This is a genomic window from Ensifer sp. Root278, from assembly GCF_001429285.1.
Taxonomy (GTDB): Bacteria; Pseudomonadota; Alphaproteobacteria; order Rhizobiales; family Rhizobiaceae; genus Ensifer.
In genome coordinates this window covers 1-22,514 of record NZ_LMJJ01000024.1, presented here as the reverse complement: position 1 = coordinate 22,514, position 22,514 = coordinate 1, and the positions used below count along the sequence as shown (strand labels likewise).

The 22,514-nt window shown below is 61.9% G+C and carries 21 protein-coding genes and 2 pseudogenes; 15 read left to right on the top strand and 8 right to left on the bottom strand.

Annotated features, from left to right (window positions below; all coding sequences use genetic code 11):
* Positions 1-929 precede the first annotated feature (929 nt).
* The 5 genes and pseudogenes from ASE60_RS19120 to ppk2 form a co-directional block, all read left to right on the top strand.
* Positions 930-1,109: pseudogene (locus ASE60_RS19120) on the top strand (transposase); the annotation flags it as partial.
* 61 nt (positions 1,110-1,170) lie between these two features.
* Positions 1,171-1,623, top strand: a complete 453-nt coding sequence (locus tag ASE60_RS19115) for an amidohydrolase family protein (RefSeq protein ID WP_057252142.1) — start codon at positions 1,171-1,173, stop codon at positions 1,621-1,623.
* A gap of 65 nt (positions 1,624-1,688) precedes the next feature.
* The gene (locus ASE60_RS34670) at positions 1,689-1,889 is read left to right on the top strand and encodes a hypothetical protein (RefSeq protein WP_143033022.1); all 201 of its coding nucleotides are present in this window, start codon (positions 1,689-1,691) and stop codon (positions 1,887-1,889) included.
* A 716-nt stretch (positions 1,890-2,605) separates the two neighbouring features.
* A complete protein-coding gene (locus ASE60_RS19110) occupies positions 2,606-4,402 on the top strand; it encodes a SulP family inorganic anion transporter (RefSeq protein WP_082615929.1) in 1,797 nt (598 codons plus the stop codon).
* A complete protein-coding gene (gene ppk2, locus ASE60_RS19105) occupies positions 4,371-5,216 on the top strand; it encodes a polyphosphate kinase 2 (protein ID WP_057252141.1) in 846 nt (281 codons plus the stop codon). The genes ASE60_RS19110 and ppk2 overlap by 32 nt, the downstream gene beginning before the upstream one ends.
* A gap of 221 nt (positions 5,217-5,437) precedes the next feature.
* Here the strand turns inward: ppk2 and ASE60_RS19100 are convergent, their stop codons facing one another.
* The 4 genes from ASE60_RS19100 to ASE60_RS19085 all read right to left on the bottom strand — a co-directional run bounded on the left by ASE60_RS19100 (position 5,438) and on the right by ASE60_RS19085 (position 9,596).
* Positions 5,438-5,908, bottom strand: a complete 471-nt coding sequence (locus ASE60_RS19100) for a hypothetical protein (RefSeq protein WP_057252140.1) — start codon at positions 5,906-5,908, stop codon at positions 5,438-5,440.
* Positions 5,909-6,236: 328 nt separating this feature from the next.
* Positions 6,237-8,117: a patatin-like phospholipase family protein gene (locus ASE60_RS19095; protein WP_057252139.1), complete on the bottom strand. Its 1,881-nt coding sequence runs from the start codon at positions 8,115-8,117 to the stop codon at positions 6,237-6,239.
* 431 nt (positions 8,118-8,548) lie between these two features.
* Positions 8,549-9,079, bottom strand: coding sequence for an MgtC/SapB family protein (locus ASE60_RS19090; protein WP_057252138.1), 531 nt, complete (start codon positions 9,077-9,079; stop codon positions 8,549-8,551).
* 115 nt (positions 9,080-9,194) lie between these two features.
* Positions 9,195-9,596, bottom strand: coding sequence for a pseudoazurin (locus ASE60_RS19085; protein WP_057252145.1), 402 nt, complete (start codon positions 9,594-9,596; stop codon positions 9,195-9,197).
* A 197-nt stretch (positions 9,597-9,793) separates the two neighbouring features.
* Between ASE60_RS19085 and ASE60_RS19080 the strand changes: the two genes are divergently transcribed.
* The 5 genes from ASE60_RS19080 to ASE60_RS19060 all read left to right on the top strand — a co-directional run bounded on the left by ASE60_RS19080 (position 9,794) and on the right by ASE60_RS19060 (position 13,248).
* Positions 9,794-10,450, top strand: coding sequence for a MarR family winged helix-turn-helix transcriptional regulator (locus tag ASE60_RS19080; protein WP_057252137.1), 657 nt, complete (start codon positions 9,794-9,796; stop codon positions 10,448-10,450).
* A gap of 211 nt (positions 10,451-10,661) precedes the next feature.
* Positions 10,662-11,210 carry a peroxidase-related enzyme gene (locus tag ASE60_RS19075; RefSeq protein WP_057252136.1) on the top strand — a complete coding sequence of 183 codons (549 nt, stop codon included), beginning with the start codon at positions 10,662-10,664 and terminating at the stop codon, positions 11,208-11,210.
* Positions 11,211-11,252: 42 nt separating this feature from the next.
* A complete protein-coding gene (locus tag ASE60_RS19070) occupies positions 11,253-11,822 on the top strand; it encodes a redoxin domain-containing protein (RefSeq protein WP_200964189.1) in 570 nt (189 codons plus the stop codon).
* A 12-nt stretch (positions 11,823-11,834) separates the two neighbouring features.
* Positions 11,835-12,542, top strand: a complete 708-nt coding sequence (locus tag ASE60_RS19065; protein WP_057252135.1) for a glutamine amidotransferase — start codon at positions 11,835-11,837, stop codon at positions 12,540-12,542.
* The gene (locus ASE60_RS19060) at positions 12,535-13,248 is read left to right on the top strand and encodes an MOSC domain-containing protein (RefSeq protein WP_057252134.1); all 714 of its coding nucleotides are present in this window, start codon (positions 12,535-12,537) and stop codon (positions 13,246-13,248) included. Before ASE60_RS19065 ends, ASE60_RS19060 begins: the two co-directional genes overlap by 8 nt.
* On the opposite strand, the gene ASE60_RS19055 is transcribed toward ASE60_RS19060, so the two are convergent.
* On the bottom strand, positions 13,238-14,722 hold the full coding sequence (locus tag ASE60_RS19055) for an FAD/NAD(P)-binding protein (protein ID WP_244495663.1): 1,485 nt from the start codon (positions 14,720-14,722) through the stop codon (positions 13,238-13,240). The two genes, ASE60_RS19060 and ASE60_RS19055, sit on opposite strands and share 11 nt — an antisense overlap.
* Positions 14,719-15,900: an FMNH2-dependent alkanesulfonate monooxygenase gene (gene ssuD / locus ASE60_RS19050; RefSeq protein WP_057252133.1), complete on the bottom strand. Its 1,182-nt coding sequence runs from the start codon at positions 15,898-15,900 to the stop codon at positions 14,719-14,721. Before ssuD ends, ASE60_RS19055 begins: the two co-directional genes overlap by 4 nt.
* Positions 15,901-16,181: 281 nt before the next feature.
* Here ssuD and ASE60_RS19045 point away from each other — a divergent pair, with 281 nt between their 5' ends.
* The 4 genes from ASE60_RS19045 to ASE60_RS19030 all read left to right on the top strand — a co-directional run bounded on the left by ASE60_RS19045 (position 16,182) and on the right by ASE60_RS19030 (position 19,541).
* Positions 16,182-16,634 (top strand): flavin reductase family protein, encoded by a 453-nt coding sequence (locus ASE60_RS19045; protein ID WP_234793234.1) that lies wholly within the window; start codon positions 16,182-16,184, stop codon positions 16,632-16,634.
* Positions 16,635-16,814: 180 nt separating this feature from the next.
* Complete coding sequence (gene tauA, locus ASE60_RS19040) at positions 16,815-17,822, top strand: taurine ABC transporter substrate-binding protein (RefSeq protein WP_057252132.1); 1,008 nt, start codon at positions 16,815-16,817, stop codon at positions 17,820-17,822.
* A gap of 79 nt (positions 17,823-17,901) precedes the next feature.
* Positions 17,902-18,693 carry an ABC transporter ATP-binding protein gene (locus ASE60_RS19035; protein ID WP_057252131.1) on the top strand — a complete coding sequence of 264 codons (792 nt, stop codon included), beginning with the start codon at positions 17,902-17,904 and terminating at the stop codon, positions 18,691-18,693.
* Positions 18,690-19,541 (top strand): ABC transporter permease subunit, encoded by an 852-nt coding sequence (locus ASE60_RS19030; protein ID WP_082615923.1) that lies wholly within the window; start codon positions 18,690-18,692, stop codon positions 19,539-19,541. The genes ASE60_RS19035 and ASE60_RS19030 overlap by 4 nt, the downstream gene beginning before the upstream one ends.
* A 25-nt stretch (positions 19,542-19,566) precedes the next feature.
* Here ASE60_RS19030 and ASE60_RS19025 read toward each other — a convergent pair whose 3' ends face one another.
* Entirely contained in the window at positions 19,567-20,973 is a 1,407-nt protein-coding gene (locus tag ASE60_RS19025) for an FAD/NAD(P)-binding protein (RefSeq protein WP_057252130.1), read from the bottom strand.
* 322 nt (positions 20,974-21,295) lie between these two features.
* A complete protein-coding gene (locus ASE60_RS19020) occupies positions 21,296-21,907 on the bottom strand; it encodes an alpha/beta hydrolase (protein ID WP_057252129.1) in 612 nt (203 codons plus the stop codon).
* Positions 21,908-22,326: 419 nt separating this feature from the next.
* Here ASE60_RS19020 and ASE60_RS33915 point away from each other — a divergent pair.
* A pseudogene (locus ASE60_RS33915) lies at positions 22,327-22,514 on the top strand (molybdate ABC transporter permease subunit); the annotation flags it as partial.

The window sequence follows — 22,514 nt, the reverse complement described above, 5'->3', positions numbered from 1 at the left end:
GCTTCACCCGCACAAGGCTTTGGGATATCGATCACCGCGCGAGTTCTTAAACCGTCAAACAGAAACCTGATCCTGTCCGGTTTTTATGGGGCAACTCCATTCAGATCTTGCACAGCACGTTGTCAACGAGGTGATGTCTCACGTTCCAGCCTCGGTTCCGTCGATCATGGGAACGCGAGAGCTTGAGAGCTTGGCGCCGCGGTGGCAACAGGAGCAGGTGCGGTGAACCACGGCCGAGAGGTGATAGTGCTTCCCGGCGCCGATCTTACCCACAAATGTCTACGCCGCTGCCGATCTCGTGGGGTTCGGCGTTGCGCGCGCTTTCCATTGGTCCCCCGCTGATCGTCTAGGGTAGAAGAGGCGTTCTCTGAAGCGTTCGAGCCCTCGACATGCGAGCTGTCCTTGCGGCAAGGTTTTTACGGCTTGGCTGAGGGCGCAGCTGAGCCAGCCGCCTTGCCGCACAAATGGAGAGCTTAATCAATGATACCCGATCGTCGGGCAGCGCTTGCTCACTTCGGGCGAGAAATGGTCACCAAACGCTTTAGCCTGCAATGAGCAGCGGATCTGCAACTCGACATCTACCGCCAATCCTGGCCGACCCGCCGAAACGTAGGCTCAGCGATGCGATGCGCTCGGCCCGTCTTTCACTGATGCTCGAAATCGCGAGCCATGATCCGTTCCGCAAGCGGATAAAGAAAGTCCGGGAGCAGACCATCCTGGCCACCGTCTACTCGGGCAACTGGCCCCCGACCCACGGAGAGTGAAACTCTTGTGCCCTGTTCCAGCCGAATGCAGAAACTATTTCAGCGCCGCCTGACCTGCCCCTGAGAATTTCCTCCAGAATGGATTAGGCTGTGGTGACGAATTAACCATTTGGGATTCCGTTTTGGGGGCAGATCAGATTCAACGCTGACTTTTGGAGGTTGGCGATGGATGGTGAGGTTCTCAGGGATGATCAGTGGGAGCGGCTGAAGCCGTTTGCGCCCGGCGGTCGCAAAGGCAGGCGCGGCCCGCGCAGCGACGGGCGCCGGTTCTTCGACGCGGTGTTGTGGCTTGCCCGATCGGGTGCCCGCTGGCGTGACATGCCCGAAGACCGCTTCGGCCCCTATTAGACAGTCAAACGGCGTTATTACCGCTGGATCGAACAGGGTGTGTTCGACCGGAGGTTCGGTGCAAAAGGCGGATGATCAGTTGCTGACGCGCGAAGAAGCGCTTCGTCTCTATACGCGAAGCGCCGCATGGATCGGCTTTGCGGAAGAGGATCGCGGTACGCTTTCCGCGGGCAAGCTCGCCGACCTTGCCGTGCTCGACAAACCGCACATGACCATGCCGGTGGGCGAGATCGACACGGTCCGCTCCGTCCTGACCCTGCTCGGCGGCAAGGTCGTGCACGACGCGGACGTCATCAAGGCAGCCAGACCATCACCGCCAGCGGCGGCGGATTATCCGGGGGCAATTAGGATGAATTCGGCAACCACGAATACGGACTACGGTCGAACCGTGGCCCGAACTCTTCGGAGCCGAGAACGATGTGAAGCCTGTCGGCGCGGCAGGCTTCCGCATGTGGCTATCGGCGGAGCGGCACTTGGCCAGTTTTCTAACCCCATTTACGCATTTGTCTAATCCTTGACGGCTGCGTGCACTGTGAGACGCTATGACTTCACGGTTGTAATGCGTGGGGGTATCCAGTGAAATTCTCAAAGGCCAAGAAGAAACATCCCGGAAAGATGCATAAAACAGTTGGTGCGATCGGTCGTTACGACGAAGGCTTCGTCAGCGGCGGACGCGCCACCCCCGGTTTCTCTTACCGGGGAAGATGGCTCAACGAAGGATGCCCGGGCACCTTCGAGACATGGCTGGTCAACAAAGGCGTCATGCCCAAGGTTTAACAGCGACGCCCGGACGGCATTTCCATGGACTGCGCCGTTCGGTGTGGTGCGCCATCTTGCGCCTCAGTTGCGCGCAGCGCTCTGTCACGGAAGCCTTGCAATCCGGCGACACCCGCGTTGCGGAACGTCCTTCGCCGGCGGGAAATCTCGCAGGCACGCTCACGCGCTATGTTGAGTTTTGCGCCGGACGAGCAGCCTTTCCAGCGCTTCGTCGACCAAGGCAGGAATTCGCGTCGGATCGTCCAGATATGCGACTTCGAGCAGGCCAGCAACGACCGCGGGATCATCCGCCGGCAGCTGCGTTGAAGCAAAAACGAGACGGACCGGGTTCGCGGAGTTAACATGCGCATTCGGGATGGAAGGATCGTTGAGAGCCCGCGATACGTGAAGGGATAGAGCCCGCCCTCACCGCCCTTCGGGCATCCTGCGGGGCGGGCGCGCGCGTCCAATTAAGGCGACCTGGGCTTCGGGTGTCCGGTGTAGGCGCATCTGCAGACGAGCGGTCTCAAGCCGCTCCGCGGTGAGATCAGTATCAGGCACACGTTGTGGAGGCTTTCACTGAGCGGACGCTGCAACTTTTGCGCATCGTGCGTGGCCAGGCAAAACGAAAAGTTTTGCATCTCTAATATTCGCGATGCTATGGTTCATTCGTTTGGCCCTCTTGTTCGGCGCGGAATCGTTGCCGGCTGGAGGAGGCATAGTCCGGGGGCCCGAGCATGGCATTTACTCTGCCTCGCCTGCCTTTGCTCGCGAACCTGGAAGGTTACCGCGTCGGATGGCTACGCAACGATATCTCCGCCGGACTTGCAATTGCCGCCGTTGGCCTTCCCAGCGCCATCGCCTACCCGGCCATAGCCGGACTGCCCGCCGAAACCGGCCTCTATGCCAGCATCACGCCGCTCATCGCCTATGCGGTCTTCGGCCCGTCGCGCCAGCTCATCGTTGGTCCGGACGCTGCCACGATGACCGTGTTGGCAGCGGTTCTGACAACGGTATTCGCTACATCCGGCGCGACGGTCGACCGCGTGACAGCAGCCGCGCTGCTGGCGCTGATCGTCGGCATCCTATGCCTGATTGCGCGCCTTGTACGGCTCGGGGTGCTGGCGACCTTTCTGTCACGCCCGATCCTGACCGGCTTTTTCGCCGGCATCTCGCTGTCGATCCTGGTTGGGCAGATCAAGCGCTTTACCGGCGTCAATATCGAGTCCGAGGGCTTGGTATCACCTGTGCTCGAACTCCTGCGGCAAGCCGGTTCGATCCATTGGCCCACCCTGGCGTTCGCCTTGGCCTGTTTTGCACTCTTGCAAGTGGCCCGCATCTATCGCTCGCCCATACCTGGCCCGGTAATAGTCGTTTTTTTGGCTGTGCTGCTTTCCTTTCTCTTTGACTTCGAGGGACACGGAATGGCGGTCGTCGGCGACATACCGCAAGGGCTGCCGTCGCTCGTCCTGCCGCGCATTGGGAACCTGCCGATTGATGCCTTGCTGACCGGCGGAGCCGCCATCTTCCTCGTCAGCTTCGGCTCCGGTGTCATTGCCGCGCGTAGTTTCGCAACGCTCGGCGGCTACCGCGTCGATCCGAACCGTGAACTGACGGGCTTCGGTGCGGCAAACTTCGCCGCCGGGCTGTTCGGCACGTTTCCGGTCACGGCTTCGGATTCCCGCACCGCCGTCAACTTTGCCGTCGGCGGTCGTTCACAAATCGCAAGCCTGGTCGCGGCCGCGACCCTCATGGCGGTGCTTGTGTTTCTCGGCAGCGTTCTGCGCATCCTGCCGATCGCCGCGTTGGGTGCGATTCTCGCGGCAACCGCACTCAGTTTGATCGACCTCGAAGGCCTGAGGCGCATATGGCGCGTCAACCGGATCGAATTCGTATTCGCTCTGATCGCCTTGTGGGGACCGATCGGGCTCGGCGTCTTGAACGGCGTGGTCATCGCCATTGCCGCAACGCTGATCTATCTGCTGCTGCAGGCCATGTATCCGCACGACGCCCTACTCGGCAGGATTCCTGGTCGGGACGGCTTCTATAAGCTGCATCGCGCACCGGATGCACGTCCTGTGCCGGGCTTCGGCGCCTGCATGATCCAGGACAGCCTGCTTTTCTACAATGCGGACTATGTGCGGGAGCGCTTGACGGCCATTGCCGACGAATTGCCGCCGCCGGCCCATTGGCTGGTCATCGATGCCAGTGCGATCCCCCAGATCGACAGCACCGCCGCCGAGATGCTCGGGGAACTGACCGACGAACTAAAGGCGCGCGACATTGCGCTCGGCCTGGCGGAATTGCACACGGATGCCCGCGCCCTCCTCGACCGGGCGGGCATCATCGAAAGAATTGGCCCGAGCATGGTCTTCGAGGGCATGGAGGACGCGCTCGACGCCTACGAGGCCCGATACGGCGAAGGTAAGACGGCGGACGGGGAAATCACTGCGAACTCCGACGCCATGAAAACAGCGCGCAGTATCGAAACGGGAGGGAACGATGGGAAAACACGAAGGCAAGAAAAAGAATAAGGAAAAGAACGGCGCCGCTGCCGAAGCAGCGGCATCAGAGGAACGATCATCCAGTGGTTACGCCAAGGAACTCGCCCGGCTGCAGGAAGAGATCGCACACCTGCAGGCCTGGGTTAAAAAGACCGGCGCCCGCATCGTCATTGTCTTCGAAGGACGCGATGCCGCTGGCAAGGGCGGCGTGATCAGGCGGTTTACCGAGCGCGTCAGCCCCCGTGTCTTCCGGGTCACGGCCCTGCCCGCGCCAACGGAGCGGGAAAAATCGCAGATCTACATGCAACGCTACATTCAACACCTGCCGGCGGCCGGCGAAGTGGTGATTTTCGACCGGTCCTGGTACAACCGCCCGGGCGTGGAACGCGTCATGGGCTTTTGCTCGGATGACAGCGCCCGACGTTTCCTCGAACTCGCACCCCGCTTCGAAGCGGCAATGGTCGAAAGCGGCATCGTCCTGCTGAAATACTTCCTCGATGTCAGCGAGAAGGAACAGGAGCGCCGGTTCCGTCAACGCATCGCAGACCCGTTGCGCCAGTGGAAACTCAGCCCGATGGATGTCGAATCCTATCAGCGCTGGTGGGACTACACCCGGGCCTATAACGAGATGATCCGCATGACGGACACGGAGTATGCGCCCTGGTGGATTGTACCGTCAGACGACAAGAAGCGGGCGCGGATCAATTGCATCTCGCATATTCTCGCCTCGATCCCCTATGAGCGCGTGAAGTTTTCCGAACCGGACCTCGGCAAGCGCCAGAAGCGACCGGGCGGCTTCGCAGACGACGATCACATTCGCAGAACCGTACCTGACGTTTTCTAAGGCTGATAAGCCCGCGCCTTCTGGCGCGGGCTTACAGAAACGGTTGAGCGTTCCCTGATAGTAGGAATGCGGAACCACCGATGCCGGCGGGTCATTCGACACCGGGTATGGTCGCGCCTAAAGCGCGTCGCGATCTTTCAGATTCGCTCCTTGCGCTTTAAGTTCTTGATATTTCGCATGTCGTTGTCGCAAAACCGCTGCGCACTTTTGCGCGACAAGCTTCAGGCCTTGTCCGGAGCCCAGTTCAGGAAGAACCCGACATCGCCGGGCACACCGCCCGGAAAGTTGATGATCATCGCCTTCAGCTTATAGCCCTGCGGCTTGCCGTATGTCTGATAGCGATCGAAAAATTCCTTCGCCTTGCCCTGCAGGGTCTGCGGCCAGTCACGGTCAGCGCTGTTGATGGCGCGTCCGCTATCCGTGCAAAGCTCGGAGGGGAAGCTATAGACCAACGCCTCGAATTTACCGGCCTTGACGGCGTTTGTGACAAGGCGGCGGACGATACCAATTTCCTCTTCCGTCACATGTTCTTTGAGAAAATCAGCGGCAAAGTCGGCATGCTTCTGTTCTTCGAGGGCTTTCAGCCGCCGCTCCTTGTCCATCTCCTCCATTTCGCGCTGGAGCATCTGCTTTCTCAGATCTTGGGCGCTTAAGGGCTTTGCGGTCGGGTCTAGATCTTTTTTCTCAGGCATCGTGTCGATCCACTTCAGGCAAATGGGAACACTGTGGCGGGGCACACGCTTGCCGTGCGCCGTATGCCAAAGACGTCCCGCAGGTACATCCAAGGGAACCCGATCGGCATACCAATCCGGGGACGAAGCATTTCGAATTCGAGCCGCTGCCTGTCCGAGGGCTCTCTATTTATTGATCTTTCTCACCACCAAACGGAATAGCCGATGCGGGCCAATCCCCCACAAGGCTATCCTAAAATACTACAACCGCAAGAGGACGGTGACAATTCGGAATGAGCGATGATATTCACGCGGAACTCCAAGACAATCACGTTTCACCGCCACATTTTCAACCACCGAATACGCCCCTGCTACCGATTGCCTGCGATAGCTCGTGCCCAGACGGAATGCCAAGTATCTGCAGCAGCTTCGGGTCGCTCTCGCTGAGGCGGCCCTCGATCCATCGTTTCGTCCAGTCGTAAGCTTCGACGTAGAGCTCGGAATGCCGGCTCCAGTCCATGAACCCGATTGCGCTCGAAATTGGCGGGGAGACGAGCAGGTCGCATTCACCGAGCATGACTTCTTCCGGCCTGTGGGCCAGCACGCTCGCCGTGATCACCTGGATCACGCTCGGGACCTTCGGCAGGTTGGCACGACCGAAGGGTGTGAGCATCCGCACCGCCAGTTCGGACGCTCCCGGAATACTGTCATAGTCGACATGATGCTTCCGTGGTCCGTCGGATCCCAGGCTCGCGACCACATTGGGGCCGGTTTTGAGTTCTTTCATCTGCTCCAGCGGCAGATTGTTCATGATGGCCCCATCGACAAGCATATCGCCTTCGGCCGTAAAGAACGGCGGCAGGACGCCGGGGATCGAGCCTGACGCCCTGACAGCCTGCCAAAGTTTTCCCCGGCGATGGACATGCGCCTGCCGGCTGCTGAGATTGGTCGATAGAGCGAAGAACGGAAGCCAGAGGTCCTCGATCAGAACGTCGCCATATTCCGCGTGCAGCGTGCGGTCGAGCACCTTGTGATCGAGCAGCGCATATTGCGGCAAGGTGAGGCGACGAAACGCGCGGCTCTTGACGAAGATGAGGTGTGTTCCCCGATCGATGGCGTCGGCGTCCAATCCGCTGGCGAAGCCAGCCATGATAGCGGCTCCGGAACTGGTGCCGCCAAGATAGTCGAAGGACGCACCCGCCTCGACGAATGCCTTGTAGACACCGATATGCGCGCAGCCGAGCGAGCCCCCGCCGGCAGCGACAAAGCCCCTGGCCTTACCTGAGAGGAAACGGGCCAGACGTTCGACATCCAACCGATCTTCCAGCGAAACGTGGTGATGCTGGCGAACGCCGGGCCGTGCGTCGAGCCAGGCGGCAGTTCCGGTAACCGTTGCCGCGCGCGTCCGGTGAACAAGCACAAGCCGAAGGTTGGACGGCGTATGGACCGAGAGCGCCAACGCCTCGCAGGGGCTGAGGCCCGGCGGGTCGGATGCATCGGCAAACAGCAGGACGTTGTCAGCCTGGCGGATACACACACGCGTCCAGTCGCTTGGCTCGTCATCGGCGACATAAACGATGATATCCGCCTTGATCTCGAGATGGTTCAGCCAGTCGAGCACCGGCTGATCGTCGATCGGAAGCCTGGCGAAGCGGTCTTCGAGATCCCTTCGCGTCAGGAACACGGCCCGCTTGTCCGCAGCAAATGCGGTACGGAGCTGTGCGATGAAATCAGGGGAAATACGACTGCGGCCCGCAGGAACGATCGCCAGCGTCCGAAGCCTGCAGGGATGCTTGGTATGCGCCGGCGCTGGAGACTGCATGGCGAACCGGCGCGCGAGAAACGTCGTCACCGACTGGCGCAGGCTGGGCAACGCCTTGGCAGCCCTCTCGAACTGGTCGTCGCGAATCTCGAGTACGATGGAATCACGCGCTGCAATCACGGTGGCAATACGGGGCAGCGCGGCAAAGAAGCCGACCTCACCGACAAGCTCGCCCTGGCCGATCTCGGCGACAGGCTGGGCAGTTCCCTCCCGGTGCACCGCGAAGCGGCCCGACAGAACGACGAAGAACCGGTCCGAGCGGTCTCCCTCACGAACGAGAACTTCGCCGCGGCGCAAGATCCTGCGATCGGAGTTGGCGGCCAAAGCCTCCAATGCGGACAAAGACGTCTGGTCGAACAACAGCGTCGCCGATAGCAATTTGGCAGCAAGGGAACCGGTGGAGTCCATCGAACCTTCCTTGATACAGCGTCTGTCGACTTTAGCGGTTTCGGCAGGAATTGCCGAACAGATTTGGTGCGATCCGCCATCGACCAGGAGCGCGCTGTGCTCAAACCGTCCACGCGCGGCGCTTTCGGCCATCGTGCCACAAATTAGATGAGATAAATGGCGCAATATATTGTTTAGATAGGTATATTCTATTTTTCGGTGAGGCCGATCGCTGCCATGCGGACGAGAAGCAGCACGCTTCCGGCGCGCCAGAATCTTTCCCTGCATAACGCTCTGTCGGCCTGGGATTTGACGAGAATGAGCTGGGAAAACGATCTCGGACAGCAATCGATAATATCTATAAACATCAGAATAGTATCGTCGTTAACTCATGCAAATTGATAACTTTTTGAGATGACCGGGCGCTCGATCAAATCGCGTGAAGGTCAATCCTAACGCCTGGCCTGGGTATTGCTCGCCTCGTCCTGTGGTTCGACGTCCGGCCTTTGGTGGGGCATGGCCCGCGCCTCGATGGAGCCGATGACGAAGAGGACAGAGAAGGCGGAGGCAACTGCAAAACCGGCAACAACCCACTGACCGAAGCCCACCGCAAGACCGATGGCCCCCGCGAGCCACAGGCTGGCGCCAGTCGTTATCCCCTGAACTTCACCCCTGGAAAGCACGATGGTGCCGGCGGCGAGAAAGGCGACGCCCGCCGTCACCGCTTCCACAACCCGCAACGGATCGAGGCGGACGCGATCGTCGAAGAAACCCCCGAGACGGACGCTTTCGAGCGAGATGATGCCGAAGGTGCAGGCGGCAAGGCAGACGAGCATATGGGTCTTGAGCCCCGCCGGCCGCGCCTTTGCCTCGCGCTCGAAGCCGATGACGGCACCTAAAAACAGCGCACCGAGGATGCGCGCAAATATGACGGGATAGGGAATCTGTGAAGGCGGGAACAACTCGGCAGTGATCTGATCCATGCGGAACCAACGCGAAGCCTTCGCATTGGTTCCGCATGATGGCGTCGCGCCTCACCCAGTGCGCGGTCGCCAGGAGCGGCCTGTCCCCACCCCGCTCCGAAGCGTAGCCAGGCGCTTAGTTTCCGAGCGCCGCCAAGGCGGCATCCAGGCGCTCCTGCGCCTTCTTCGGATTCTTGGCAGCCTTCACGGCGTCAAGGTTGGCAGGAGCGTCGCCGACCTGGACAACGCCGATCATGCCCATGCCGTAGTGCGGCGTGCATTTGACGGCGTAGACCCCGGGAGCGGTAAAGGTCACCTTGTAGTTTTCATTGATCTTGCTTTTGAAAGCTTCGGCGCCATCCGGGATCATGCCCTTGATGGATTCGACATTGTGCCCCTTGTCGGTCGGGATGAAGGTGACCGTGTCGCCGGGCGCAACTTTCAGCGACGCCGGCTCGAACACCATCGCACCGTCCTTGCCCTTGTTCAGCATGTGCACTTCGAAGTCTGCGGCGGCTGCAGGTGCTGCGACAAGCATTGCCGCGATGGCGATACCCAATCCGCTCTTGATTGCATTCAACATCGTCTTCTCCATTTGAGCGACCAGCCCGTGGCTCGGGTTGTTCGAGCAGAGAAATAGGCCCGCGCTGCCCCCTCTACTTTGATGCGCGTCAAATTCGCAGCGCTTTTCTAACGCTCGTTGACAATACATAGGATTCCTATACTAATGACACCATGAGCAACGAACCTGGCAATACACCCACCTTGGTCGGCCGGATTGGTGACGGGCTATCGCGCGTGGCAACGGCCATGCGCAGCGAGGCCTGGACGGCCGCCGAGGCGATCGGCCTCAATCCGACGCAATTGCAGATACTTACCTTTCTCGTCGCCCGCGACCGGAGCGGTATGCGCGTCAAACAGATCGCCGCCTATCTCGGCGTCAGCCAGCCGACGACGACGGATTCGGTCAATGCGCTCCTGCGAAAGGGGCTTGTCGAGAAACGGGCCGACCCCAACGACGCGCGGGCCCTTTCAGTGGCCGTGACGCTGCAGGGCGAGGCCGCGGTTCGCCAGGCCGGTCAACTGGCATCGGCCACGGAGGACGCCATCGCGAGCCTCTCCAAGCTTGAGCAGGAGGACCTGCTGATGCATCTCGTCAGGATCATCCGCCGCCTGCAGTCGGCTGGCGCCATTCCGGAACAGCGCATGTGCGTCAACTGTCGCTACTTCCGCCCCCATGTCTACGACGATCCGAAGGCACCGCACCATTGCGCCTTCGTCGATGCCGCATTCGGGCCGGCGGAGTTACGCGTCGACTGCGGTGAATTTGAAAGCGCCGACGATGCGGACCGGGACGCTGCCTGGCGGGTTTTCAACCGCGGCGCGGCCTGAAATGAGAATGAAAGGAAACACACGCGCCGGCAGCCGAGCCCGGCGCAAGACCGAGCGAGCGGCCATGCTCTCGCCACCAGCTTCAACATCGGAGCCCGCGAGCACCGTTCTCAGTACCGCGAGCGGGTGCCGATGATGTCGGCGCCGGTCCGACGACTGCCATCGGCGGACCGGCAATTTTCTCCCTCCACGCAAATAGAAAGAGAAAACCATGAGCAGAATTAATCTAGTTGACCCCAATTCGGCAACCGGCGCCAGTGGCGAGTTGCTTGGCGAGATCCGCTCCGCCTTCGGCATCGCCCCCAACATGTTCCGGGCGGTCGCCAACTCGCCGGCTGCCCTTGCCAGCATGTGGGGTTCTTTCGGCGCGCTCGGAAACGGCCGTCTCGGCGCCAAGCTCGGCGAGCAGATCGCCGTTGCCGTCGCCGACCGCAACGATTGCCACTATTGCCTGGCCGCCCATACCGCGCTTGGCCGCAAGGCCGGGGCGACCGCGGAAGAAATGGCGAATGCGCAACGGGGCAAGTCGTCCGACCCGAAGACGGCGGCGGCGTTGACCTTCGCCCAAAAACTCGTCGAAGCACGCGGCCACATCACTGATGCCGAAGTGCGGGCGCTGCGTGATGCCGGTTACGACGATCAGGATGTCGTCGAGATCATCGCCCATGTCGCGCTCAATCTCTTCACGAACTACATCAACGTCGCGCTTGCCGTACCGGTCGATTTCCCCGGTGTGAAGCTCGTTCGCGAAGCGGCCTGACAAGGCGGCCGGACGGCAGCGCCCGTCCGGCCATCTCCGGAGATGACAATGAACAGCAACTATCGGATCGCCGCCCCGGAACTCGCCGTTTCGACCTGGTTCAATACGCCTGCGCCCTTCAGCCTCGAACGGCTGCGCGGCCGGGTCGTTTTCCTCCATGCCTTTCAGATGCTCTGCCCCGCCTGTGTATCGCACGGCCTGCCGCAGACTCAGCGCGTCAAGACCGTCTTTCGCGAGACCGACCTGCAGGTCATCGGCCTGCATTCCGTGTTCGAGCATCACGCGGTCATGACGCCGGACGCGCTCAAGGCCTTCATTCACGAATACCGCCTAACCTTCCCGATCGCCGTCGATCAACCATCGGATGAAGGGCCAATACCGAAGACGATGGAGCGCTACGGCATGCGCGGCACGCCAACAGCGATCATCATCGGCCGTGACGGTCACGTTGAACATCATCGCTTCGGGATCGAAGACGACATGGTCATCGGCGCCCGCCTTGCCACGTTGCTCGCCGCGCCGATCCCGAATTTCGCCGCAGCAGGTCCGGAAACGCTCGGGTGCACGAGCGACGGCTGCTCGGTCCCCGACACGCGTGATGGACGCCGCTAGAGGAGACGGATGATGACTGCAAAGAAGGCCGTTGCCGTGCGGCACGTGCATTTCGAAGACCTTGGCACCTTTGCGGCTCCGCTGCACGCGGCAGGGTTTGATATCGAGTATCGAGATGTCGGCGATGCAGACTATCTTTCGTTCGATCCGCCCGAACCGGACCTTCTCATCGTGCTCGGTGGCCCGATCGGCGTCTATGAGGATACGACCTATCCTTTCGTTGCGGACGAGGTCGCGATGCTGCAAGCGCGTCTTGCTGCCGATCGGCCGACCGTTGGCATTTGCCTGGGTGCGCAACTGATCGCTCGGGCGCTCGATGCTCGCGTCTATTCCTCCGGCATCAAGGAGATCGGCTTTTCGCCGCTGAGCCTCTCTGCTTCAGGCCTCGCCTCACCTCTCCGTCATCTCGCCGACATTTCCGTGTTGCACTGGCATGGCGACACCTATGACCTGCCGCCCGGCGCTGACTTGCTGGCGTCGACGCCGCAGATCGCACAGCAGGCTTTCATGCGTGGACGGAAGGTCCTCGGCCTGCAGTTTCATCCTGAGGCTGAAACGGGTGCTGCCTTCGAACGCTGGTTGGTCGGCCATGCCTGCGAATTGGCGGCAGCAGGATTGAGCGTGCCGGATCTTCGTGCCGATGCCCAGCGCTTCGGCCCCGGTCTGAAGCGCGCCGCCGCAGCGATGATTGGCGATTGGCTGGAGCAGATCGATGATTGATCGGCAGCCGATCACGCTCGACGCCTTGCTCGTCGGCAGCCTCGCGCCGATCGACGATCGGGGAACCCTGAGCGGTATCGACAAACATCCGCTGGACGGCGCCGTTGAGCTCTGTGCCACTGGCTTTTCCGGCGATCATCAGGGCGATCTCAAAAGGCACGGCGGTGTCGACAAGGCCGTACATCACTACCCGCGGGATCATTATCGGGCCTGGACGGACGAAATCGGCTTCATACCGCTGTTAAAACAGCCGGGCGCCTTCGGCGAAAATCTCTCGACCCTGGGCCTGACGGAGGGCGATGTCGCGGTCGGAGATCGGTTTCGCCTCGGCGGCGCCCTTCTGGAAGTGAGCCAGGGCCGGCAGCCCTGCTGGAAACTGAACCGTCGCTTCGGCTTGCCCGACATGGCGCGGCGCCTTCAGCAATCCAGCCGCACCGGCTGGTACTATCGCGTCATCGAAGCCGGACTGGTTTCGGCCGGCGAGCGAATGCACCTCGTCGAGCGCCGTCATCCCGAGTGGACGATCGCCCGGCTCTGGCACTTTCTCTACGTCGATACGCTCAATCGCCACGCGCTTGAAGAGATCGCCAATCTTGCCATTCTCCCGTCTAGTTGGCGGGACTATGCGGCCAAGCGCCTGCAGACGCGCATGGTCGAGGACTGGTCGCGGCGTCTCGATGGTGAAACCACGCCGGTCAATGGCTAGCAGCGCCGCGGACGGTCGTTACCGGCCTTCGCTGGATTTTTGCCACGGAAGCGACACGTCGGCCGCTTCGCTCAGGCTTCAGCAGCATGCCTGCAATCTCTTCGGCGACGAAAATCGCGTGATCGTTGACCTGTGGCAGGCCCATGAGTTCACCGAAGGTACCGCGCGCCAGCGGTCCGGCAACGATCAGCGATGGCTCAGCCGTGCCGTTCACCCCGATCGCGCGGCTTGCCTCGTCGCAGGCGAGCCCCAAACCCACGTCATCCAAACGTAGCCATCCCTGTGAAGCAAGGTCTGCAAGCCAGCCCTGGCTCGAGAGGATGCCGGTATGGGCCGGGCCGGTCGTCACCACACAGGCATCGAACAGCAGGCGCTCCCGGTGACCGGTGTGTCGGTGACGGATATCGACGGCGATGACATGACCGCGTCTCTCCACCTCCTCGATCGAAGCTCCGAGAATTCGGAGCCGCCCTTGCTCCAGCCCATGCAGGATCCTTCCATCGATCTGCGGCGCCACGCGAAAACGGTGAACGTCCCAGAAGGGACGCAGATGGCGCACGAGGCGGCGGCGCTCCGCCACCGGCAGGGCCCGCCAGATCTGGCCACCCTGGCTGCGAAGCGCGTCGAAAACCCCATGCCAGTTCGTACCGATGTCTGCCGCGTCCTGCACGGCACGTCGGACCCGCTTCAGTAGTTCGAGCGCGGTTCGCACCGGGTCGCTGGTGAAATCGCCGAACGGCTCCTGGGGCACTGCGGCATGGCCGCGTGACCGCAAGCCCCGGCGTGAAAGGGCGACGACCGGCCCGCGATGGTCGGCGAGCCCCAGCGAGGCAATCACGTCGGCTGCCGTCAGCCCGTTTCCGACGACAAGGACGTGATCATCGGTGCGGATGCAAGCCAAGGCACCTGCGACCGTGGAATCGGTCACATAGCGCGGGTGGCCGTCAAGTGCCTGATCCAGGCGCCGGGGGGCACAGGGCGCCGGATGGGTGGTGGCGATAACGACGATATCGGCCAGCAGTTCGGTGCCGGCTGAGCTACTCAGACGCCAACGATCCCCGTGGCGCTCGATATGCGCGACACGTTCGCGCCGATGCTCGACCCTTCCACTTTTCAGGAACGGTGCGACGAACTCGCAGACGTAGCGACCAAAGACCGCTCGGCGCGGATAGAGATTGCCATCGACCGCCAGAGCCTCGGGATCGCTGCGCGGTTCACCTTTTGCAGCCATCCAGTTGAGGAAATCGTCGGGATCATCGGGGATCAGGCTCATGCGCGCGGCCGGCACATTGATACGGTGCGCAGGATTGTCCGTGTCATAGGCGAGGCCCGCGCCGAGGCGCGCCCGCGGCTCGAAGACGATGATGCTCGCGCCGTCGCTTGCTGCGTTCCGCGCGAGATTTGCAGCGACCGCCGCACCGGTGAAGCCGCCGCCGACGATTGCGATCACGGTTCGGCGCGTCGGTCCTGTCACGATTGGGAAACCTTCAGTTTCGGACGATGATCGCCGGCAATCGTCTCGCCAAACGGCCCGGTGTTGATCGACGCTTCGCGGGCCGGAACCGCATGGGCAAGCGGCAGGTTCGGCAGCACCAGTTCACCGAAACGATAGGCCTCCTCCAGATGCGGATAGCCGGACAGGATGAAACTATCGATGCCCGCCTGACGGTATTCCTCCATGCGAGCCTTCACCTGGTCGGGGTCGCCGACAAGGGCCGTGCCCGCGCCGCCGCGCACCAGGCCGACCCCGGCCCAGAGATTCGGAGCGACTTCAAGTTTGTCCCGTCGGCCGCCATGCAGGCGGCTCATGCGGCTCTGACCAACCGAATCCATACGCTCGAACACCTTCTGTGCGGCGGCAATCGTGTCGTCATCGACATATTGTATCAGTTCGTCAGCCGCCTGCCATGCCTCCTTGGCGGTTTCGCGCACGATCACATGAAGGCGGATGCCGAAGGTCACGTCCCTGCCCTCGGCATCGGCGAGCGCACGAACTTCGGCAATCTTCCTGGCAACGTCCTCGACAGGCTCGCCCCAGGTCAGGTACTTGTCGATCGTGCGCGCCGCCACTTCCTGGCCCTTGCCTGAGGAGCCGCCGAAATAGAGCGGCGGATGCGGCTTCTGCACCGGCTGGAACAGGAGCTTCCCGCCCTCGATATCGAAGTGGTTTCCCTTGAAATCGACTTCTTCGCCGCGAAGCACGGCTTTGTAGATGTTGAGGAACTCCTCGGTCAGCTCGTAGCGCTCGGTGTGCGAGAGGTGGATACCGTCGCCCTTGTTTTCGATCGGGTCGCCACCGGTGACGACGTTGATCAGAAGCCGCCCATTCGAGAGCCGGTCGAGCGTCGCCGTCATGCGCGCCGCCAGCGTCGGTGATAGAAGGCCTGGCCGCACCGCAATCAGAAACCGCAGTTTGTCCGTGAGCGGCGCTAGTGCCGAGGCTACCACCCAGCTGTCTTCGCAGCTGCGCCCCGTCGGGATGAGAACCCCGTAGTAGCCGAGCGAATCGGCCGCTTGAGCCACCTGCTTCAGGTAGTTGATATCGACATTGCGGCCGCCGCGCGCTGTGCCGAGATAGCGGCTGTCGCCATGGGTCGGCAGAAACCAGAGAACATTGATCTTTTCGGGGATTTTTACGGGCGCAGTGTTCATCGGCAAATGCCTCCTCGTAAGTTCGTTTCGGCAGCCATGATCGCCTTGCCGACTGCAAAAAACATAAACTCTATAAAATTTATTGACAATCAAAAATCAGGCTATCATTTTTGATGCGAGGAAAAATTTTTCTCGTATCGCCGGTTTGCGATCGGGAATTAGGCGAAATTTTCGAGGGACTGGCCATGACGATCGCGCTCGCCGCATCTCCAGCATTCGACGCAAGTATTCCAACCAGCAACGGCTACGAGCCGATCACGGCGCCCGCCCTCAAGGTGGCGATGCGCAATTTCTCAGGGGGCGTCTCCGTGATCACTGCCGGCATCGGGGACGACCGGACGGGAGCTACCGTCACCTCGGCGACGGCGTTGTCGGTGGACCCGCCGACCATGATCGTCAATATCAACCGGACGTCTTCGACCTGGCCGATCATCCAGCGCTACCGGCATTTCTGCGTCAACGTCCTCTCGCGAGAGCACCAGAGGGTGGCGGAGCGCTTCTCCGGCCTGGATGGAGCCAAGGGCCCTGCCCGCTACGAGGGAGCCGACTGGGTTCGGCTGGCAAGCGGCGCGTCAGCGTTGAGCGGGGCATTGGCCGCGATCGACTGCGAGGTTGAGGAAATCATCGAGCGCCACAGCCACGCCATCATCCTCGGCCGGGTCGTGGCGATCAGCGCGGGCTCCGGCGAGCCGATCGTCTACCACAACGGCCGCTACGGCGGCCTTGATCTCTAGCCTCTCGGCAAGGCCCCGGCAGGCGCACGAAGCTGCGCCGAAACGGCTCTATTTTGGAATGGGACCACTGCGGTTCAGAGAAATGCGGAAATAAATTATCTATATAAAATCCACCTTTTTAATCAGCATTGTGATGAGGCTCCGCAGCGGGGCCAGGACCCAACCGTTGAGGAGCACACAATGACGATCCGCAGACGCACCCTTCTTGCCGCAAGTGCGGCCCTGCTTCTGGCCAGCCAGGCCACTTTCCCCGCTCACGCCGCCGAAACGACGCTGACAATCGGTTACCAACCGATCGTCGAGCCGTCTCGGGTGCCGCAGGCGGATGGCACCTACGAAAAGGTCACCGGAGCCAAGATCGCCTGGCAAAAGTTTGATGGCGGCGCCGACGTGATCGCCGCGCTCGCCTCCGGGTCGATCGACATCGGCTATGTCGGCTCGTCGCCGCTCGCCGCTGCCGCCAGCCGGCAACTCCCCCTCGAAACCATCTTCGTCGTCGGACTGATCAGCGAAGCCGAGGCCCTCGCCGTCAAGGGCATCGACAAGCCGGAGCAGCTTGCTGGCAAGAAGATCGCGACCCCCTTCGTTTCGACGGCGCATTACAGCCTGCTCACGGCCCTGAAACACTGGAACATCGATCCGAAGTCGGTCGAAATCCTCAACCTTCGCCCCCCGGAAATCGCGGCTGCCTGGCAGCGCGGCGATATCGACGGCGCCTATGTCTGGGATCCGGTGCTCTCCGAGATCAAGAAAACCGCGACCGTGCTTGCGACCTCGAGCGACGTGGCGAAATGGGGAGGTCCTACCTTCGATGCCTGGATCGTCAGCAAGAAGTTTGCCGAGGAGCATCCGGATGTCGTGACCGGCTTCGTCAAGGTGACCGGCGACGCCTATGCGGATTACCGCGCAAGGCCGGAAAGCTGGAACGCCGGTTCGCCGCAGGTGGAGAAGATCGCCCGCCTCACCGGTGCAAAGCCTGAGGAGGTGCCGAACCTGCTCAAGGGCTACTATTTCCCTTCGCTTGAAGAGCAGGCAGGTTCCGATCTCTTGGGCGGAGCGACGGCCAAGGCCATCGCCGAGACCTCGGCCTTCCTGCTTGAGCAGGGCAAGATTCCCGCGGTGCTTCCGGATTACACGCCCTACGTCTCCGCCCGATGGGCGCAGGAGGCAGCGAAGCTCTCGTTCTGAGACCCGCCCCGTTCGATAGCTCGCCCGTCTCAAAGAGCCGGGCGAGTGTCCGACGTGCCACCCAATATGGAACAGCAGGATGTCCGTTCTTTCCCTCGAAAAGGTCACGCTGCGTTATGCAGCTTCCGACAGCAGGGCCGCCCCTGTTCTCGCTTCCATCGACCTCAAGATCGCCCGCGACGAATTCGTTGTCGTCATCGGCCGCTCCGGCTCGGGTAAGACCAGTCTTCTCAATCTGGCGGCTGGCTTCGTGGCGGCAAGCAGCGGTCAGGTCTGCGTCGATGGCCGGCCAGTTGCGGGTCCGGGTGCAGATCGGGCCGTGGTTTTCCAGGACGATGCGCTCTATCCGTGGCTGACCGCTCTCGACAATGTCGCCTTTCCGCTTCACCTGCGCGGCGTTGCGAGGCCGGAGCGGCTGGAGAGAGCGCGGAGCCTCCTCAACCGGGTCGGTTTGCCCGATGCGGCGGACCGACACGTCTGGGAGCTCTCCGGCGGCATGCGCCAGCGGGTCGGTATCGCCAGGGCGCTTGCCTCAGACCCGAAGTTCCTGCTGATGGATGAACCGCTCGGCGCACTCGACGCACTCACGCGCAGCCGGATGCAAGGGTTTCTTCTCGATGTCTGGCAGAAGAGCGGCGTCGGCGCACTCCTGATCACCCATAGTATCGAGGAAGCGCTTCTGCTCGCGACCCGCATCATTGTGCTCGCGCCTAATCCCGGGCGCATCGCCAGCGAGATCGCAACCACGTTCGGTCGTGATCTTCTGACCGGTGTATCGCTCGCCGAGATACGCAGTCCGCCTGCGTTCCGGCGCTTGCATGACGAACTGACCGCTCTCATCCATGCCGAAGACGAAGGGATCGCCGCATGAGCCTCTCGATCGAAAGCGCCCCGTCGACGACGCATCAACCGCGGGGCATCGTCGAGCAACCGGAACGGGGCACGACGAGATCGCCGCTACCGCTCGCCTGGATATCCCTGGCGACGATCGTCGCGTTGCTTGCCCTTTGGAGCCTTGCCTCAAGCTATGGTCTCGTCTCGGCGCTCTTCCTGCCCTCGCCGCTCGCCGTCTACAAGGCTCTGCAAAGCCTCGCCGTCACAGGCTTCGTCGACGCGACCCTCGCCCAGCATGTAGGCGCCAGCCTTCTGCGGATTTTCGGGGCTCTTGCAGTCGCAATCCTCCTCGGCGTGCCGGGCGGTATTGCCATCGGCACAAGCCGGCTCGGGAAAGGCATCCTCGATCCGATCGTGGAATTCCTGCGCCCCCTGCCGCCGCTCGCCTATTTGCCGCTGGTGATCATCTGGCTGGGAATCGGCGAGGCCTCCAAGATCGCGGTCATTGCGCTCGCAATGTTGCCGCCGATCATTCTGTCCACGGCGACCGGCGTCAAATCCACCTCGAGCGATCACATCAACGCGGCCCGCGCCTTTGGCGCGTCGCGGCTGCAGGTGCTACGCCACGTCATCCTGCCAAGCGCCCTGCCTTCGGTCCTGACCGGGACCCGGATTGCGCTTGGTGCAGGCTGGTCGACGCTGGTGGCCGCCGAACTTGTCGCGGCAACGCGCGGCCTCGGCTTCATGATCCAGTCTGCTGCCCAGTTTCTGGTGACCGATGTGGTGATCGCCGGCATTGTCGTTATCGCGGCCGTCGCTTTCGTCTTCGAGATAACGGCGCGCCTGCTCGAGCGATGGCTGGTACCGTGGGCGACACGACGCTGACGCCCCGGGAGATCGCGTTGTACCGTCACCCGGTTTTCAGCGTCACGCGATGTCGGGTGGCGATCAATCGCGCCGCCGCATAGGTCTGAGTCACGATTTCGGGCACCAGGTCGATGTCCGGCAGGCTGCCGACGCCGAGCGGTCCGATCGCATAGAGGTTACGCGTCGGCTGCCCGGCGGCCAGAACTTCGCCAGCCGGGCTGACGGCAATCCCAAGACTGAGTTCGTCCGGCTCCGCCAGGCCACCGGCAAAAAGGCTCTGCATCAGCGGTGCCCGAAGGTCCGGCGCCGAGCAGCGACAGTCGATCACCTGATCGGCGGAAAGCAACGTCTCCTCGCTCTCACCCGCCCAGCGCACCATCAAGCCATCAGGACGGCGCTTGCCCGCCCAGCCCTTCCGAATGGTGGTTTGCCCGCCGGCAAGCTCCTGCTGGAGCCGCAGGTGCAGGGGCGCCGGCAGGCGGTTGCGGTGGCTGTCATAGATCGACCGAAGGTGCCGGTTGAACCGGTGCTTTTCCTCCTCAGGCAAAGATTGCCAGAGAGAGCGAGCGCGCCTGCGCAGGCCGTTCATGGCCGCCTGCCAGCCAAGGCCGGAAGCTTCCGCCTCCGCGCAAGCCTGCCGGACGAAGCGAACGATATCGCCGAGCCGGGTCGGCATCGGCTCGACAGGGAAGGTCGGCGCCGCAGCGAGGCGCGTGTGTGGCTGCGGCAGAAAGCCGTGCCGGGAGAGAATGGTGATCTCGCCGGCAAAGCCGTTGTCGCGCAATTGCAGCAGGCGGTCGACCACCCGAACGCCGCTACCGAGCAGGACCGTATGACGCGGCACGACGAGGCGGCGGGCGCGCACCAGCGGCTTCTCCTCCTCGGCGATCTCCATCTCGCCCTGGCGCAGGCCGAAACCGGTTGCCAGCACGACGGCATCGCACTCCACCGTTGCTTCCTCCTGCACCACCAGGAAGCGGCCATTGGCTTGCTTGCGCAGCCCCAATACCGCCTGACAGGAAAGCTGCATCGAAATATCGGGGCGGCGGGTCAGCGCTTCGGAAAAGCGCTGATAGACGTAGTCGCTGAAGATGCTCTTCGGCACGAAGATCTGCTGAAAGCCGGGAATTGCGGCGGAAACCGCCGCGCGGAATTCGGCATTCGCCAACAGCCACTCATTGAAATCCTCCGGCTGGCCGGCGGCGACCGAAAGGTCGCGCACTCGGCTGTTGAGGATCTCGCCACTCTGGGCGGCGGCCAACACCTGCCCGCCGCTGATCGTCGGCTGCGGATCGAAGAGGTGGACGTGGAACGCAGTCCGCACCGACTTCATCAGCGCAATGGCCATCATCACGCCGGAAAAGCCTCGGCCGATGATAGCGATATGCGGTTTGGCTCTCGCAGCGGCTCCCTCGGGAGCGACCTTCGCAAACAATCCATGGACAGTCATCTGCACTCTCCCATGGCCGGTTCTCCCCGGCGAAGTCTCAAATGCATGGCTGTTTCGGTTCGGAACGCGGACACCGACCGAATTGTGAATATTGCCGACCAAGGTCTCGATATACGACATAGTCGCGGGGTCGGGAAAACATAGCGCCCGCCGCGGCAGCGGCCGAGCCCGTATCCGTTGTTCTGGTTGGCCTGGCACTTTGGTGCATGGTCATCCCTAGACGGCATACTCTATAAAGTTAGTGCGCTATTAGAGCGCGAAACGATCTGAACATCAAGTGCCATGTGGAAGAGCCCGTCGGGCTAGCTCTCCTTACAGGGCTTCAGGCCAGGCCGCTCGGCACGGGTGAGCGGTCCATGACCTCAAGTTCGATCGGTTGCGCACGCGCCGGCTCCCGGCGCGCGATGCCGTTCAGCACGCGCAACAGATCATAGCCATGCGACCAGCGGCCGAAGCCACTGGCGATATTGATATGGCCGGCATAGCCAAGGTCGACGAGACGGCTCCCCCATCGTGTCGAAACGTGCCGCAGGCGATCGAAAGGCATATAGGGATCGTTGAGGCTACCGACGACGAGGCTGGAAAAAGGGAGCGGCAGGTCGGGCATCGCGCCGAAATCGATGGCGCCGGGATGCAGGCGATCGGTGGGGTCAAGGTCGCAGGGCGCAACAAGCAGTGCGCTGCGCACATGTCTTGCCAGGGGACGCCGCGCCAGGTTGGCAACAAGAACCGAGCCGAGGCTGTGGGCCACCAGGTCGACGATTCCGTGCCGGAGGATTTCGCGTTCGAGAGCATCGCGCCAATCATCGAGCCTCGGCCGGTTCCAATCGACCTGTTCGACCAGTGCGGCATCCGGGTGATCTCTCAACCAATGGCGTTGCCAGTGTCCCTCGTCGGACCCGAACAATCCCGGAATGATGAGCGTTTTTGCCATGACATCAATCTCTTGCGAAGGCGATCCGGGAGTTACAACGACCCGTTGCAAGCAGGTCCGGTTCTGGATCGACTATGCGCAAGCGACAGATGGTGGAGAAGCAAGGAATGCCTAATATCTATAAATTCGATAGTATTTATTTTCTTATCTGAAGTTCACGTCCACACGATCGACAATCCGGCATGGAACTATATTCGCAGTAGAGTGTTTCCATCGACGCGGCTCAAAAGCGAAATCAGTTTCCTTGTGACCCGTCCCAGCGTCAAAAAATTGCGTTGTTGGAGCCCGTGAAATTGTTAGTTTGGCGCCGAAATACACCGGCGCTCTGACAAGCCGGCCAACCGGCGACTTGATGATCGGTTTGGATGAGGGGATGGCGCGACCGTTTGCGGTTGCAGGGCTGAAAAGGTGACTGGAATTTGACGGACCGACGCAATGGGAGCCGCTGGCGATTTCGCCAGCCGAGTGTTTTGCCTGGCTTTGGGCTGTCGCTCGGGATCACGCTGAGTTGGCTGGTGCTGATCGTGTTGATCCCGCTGTCGGGGCTGGTGTGGCGGGCAAGCGGGCTCGGCTGGGCCAAGTTCTTTGAGCTGGCGCTCGATCCGCG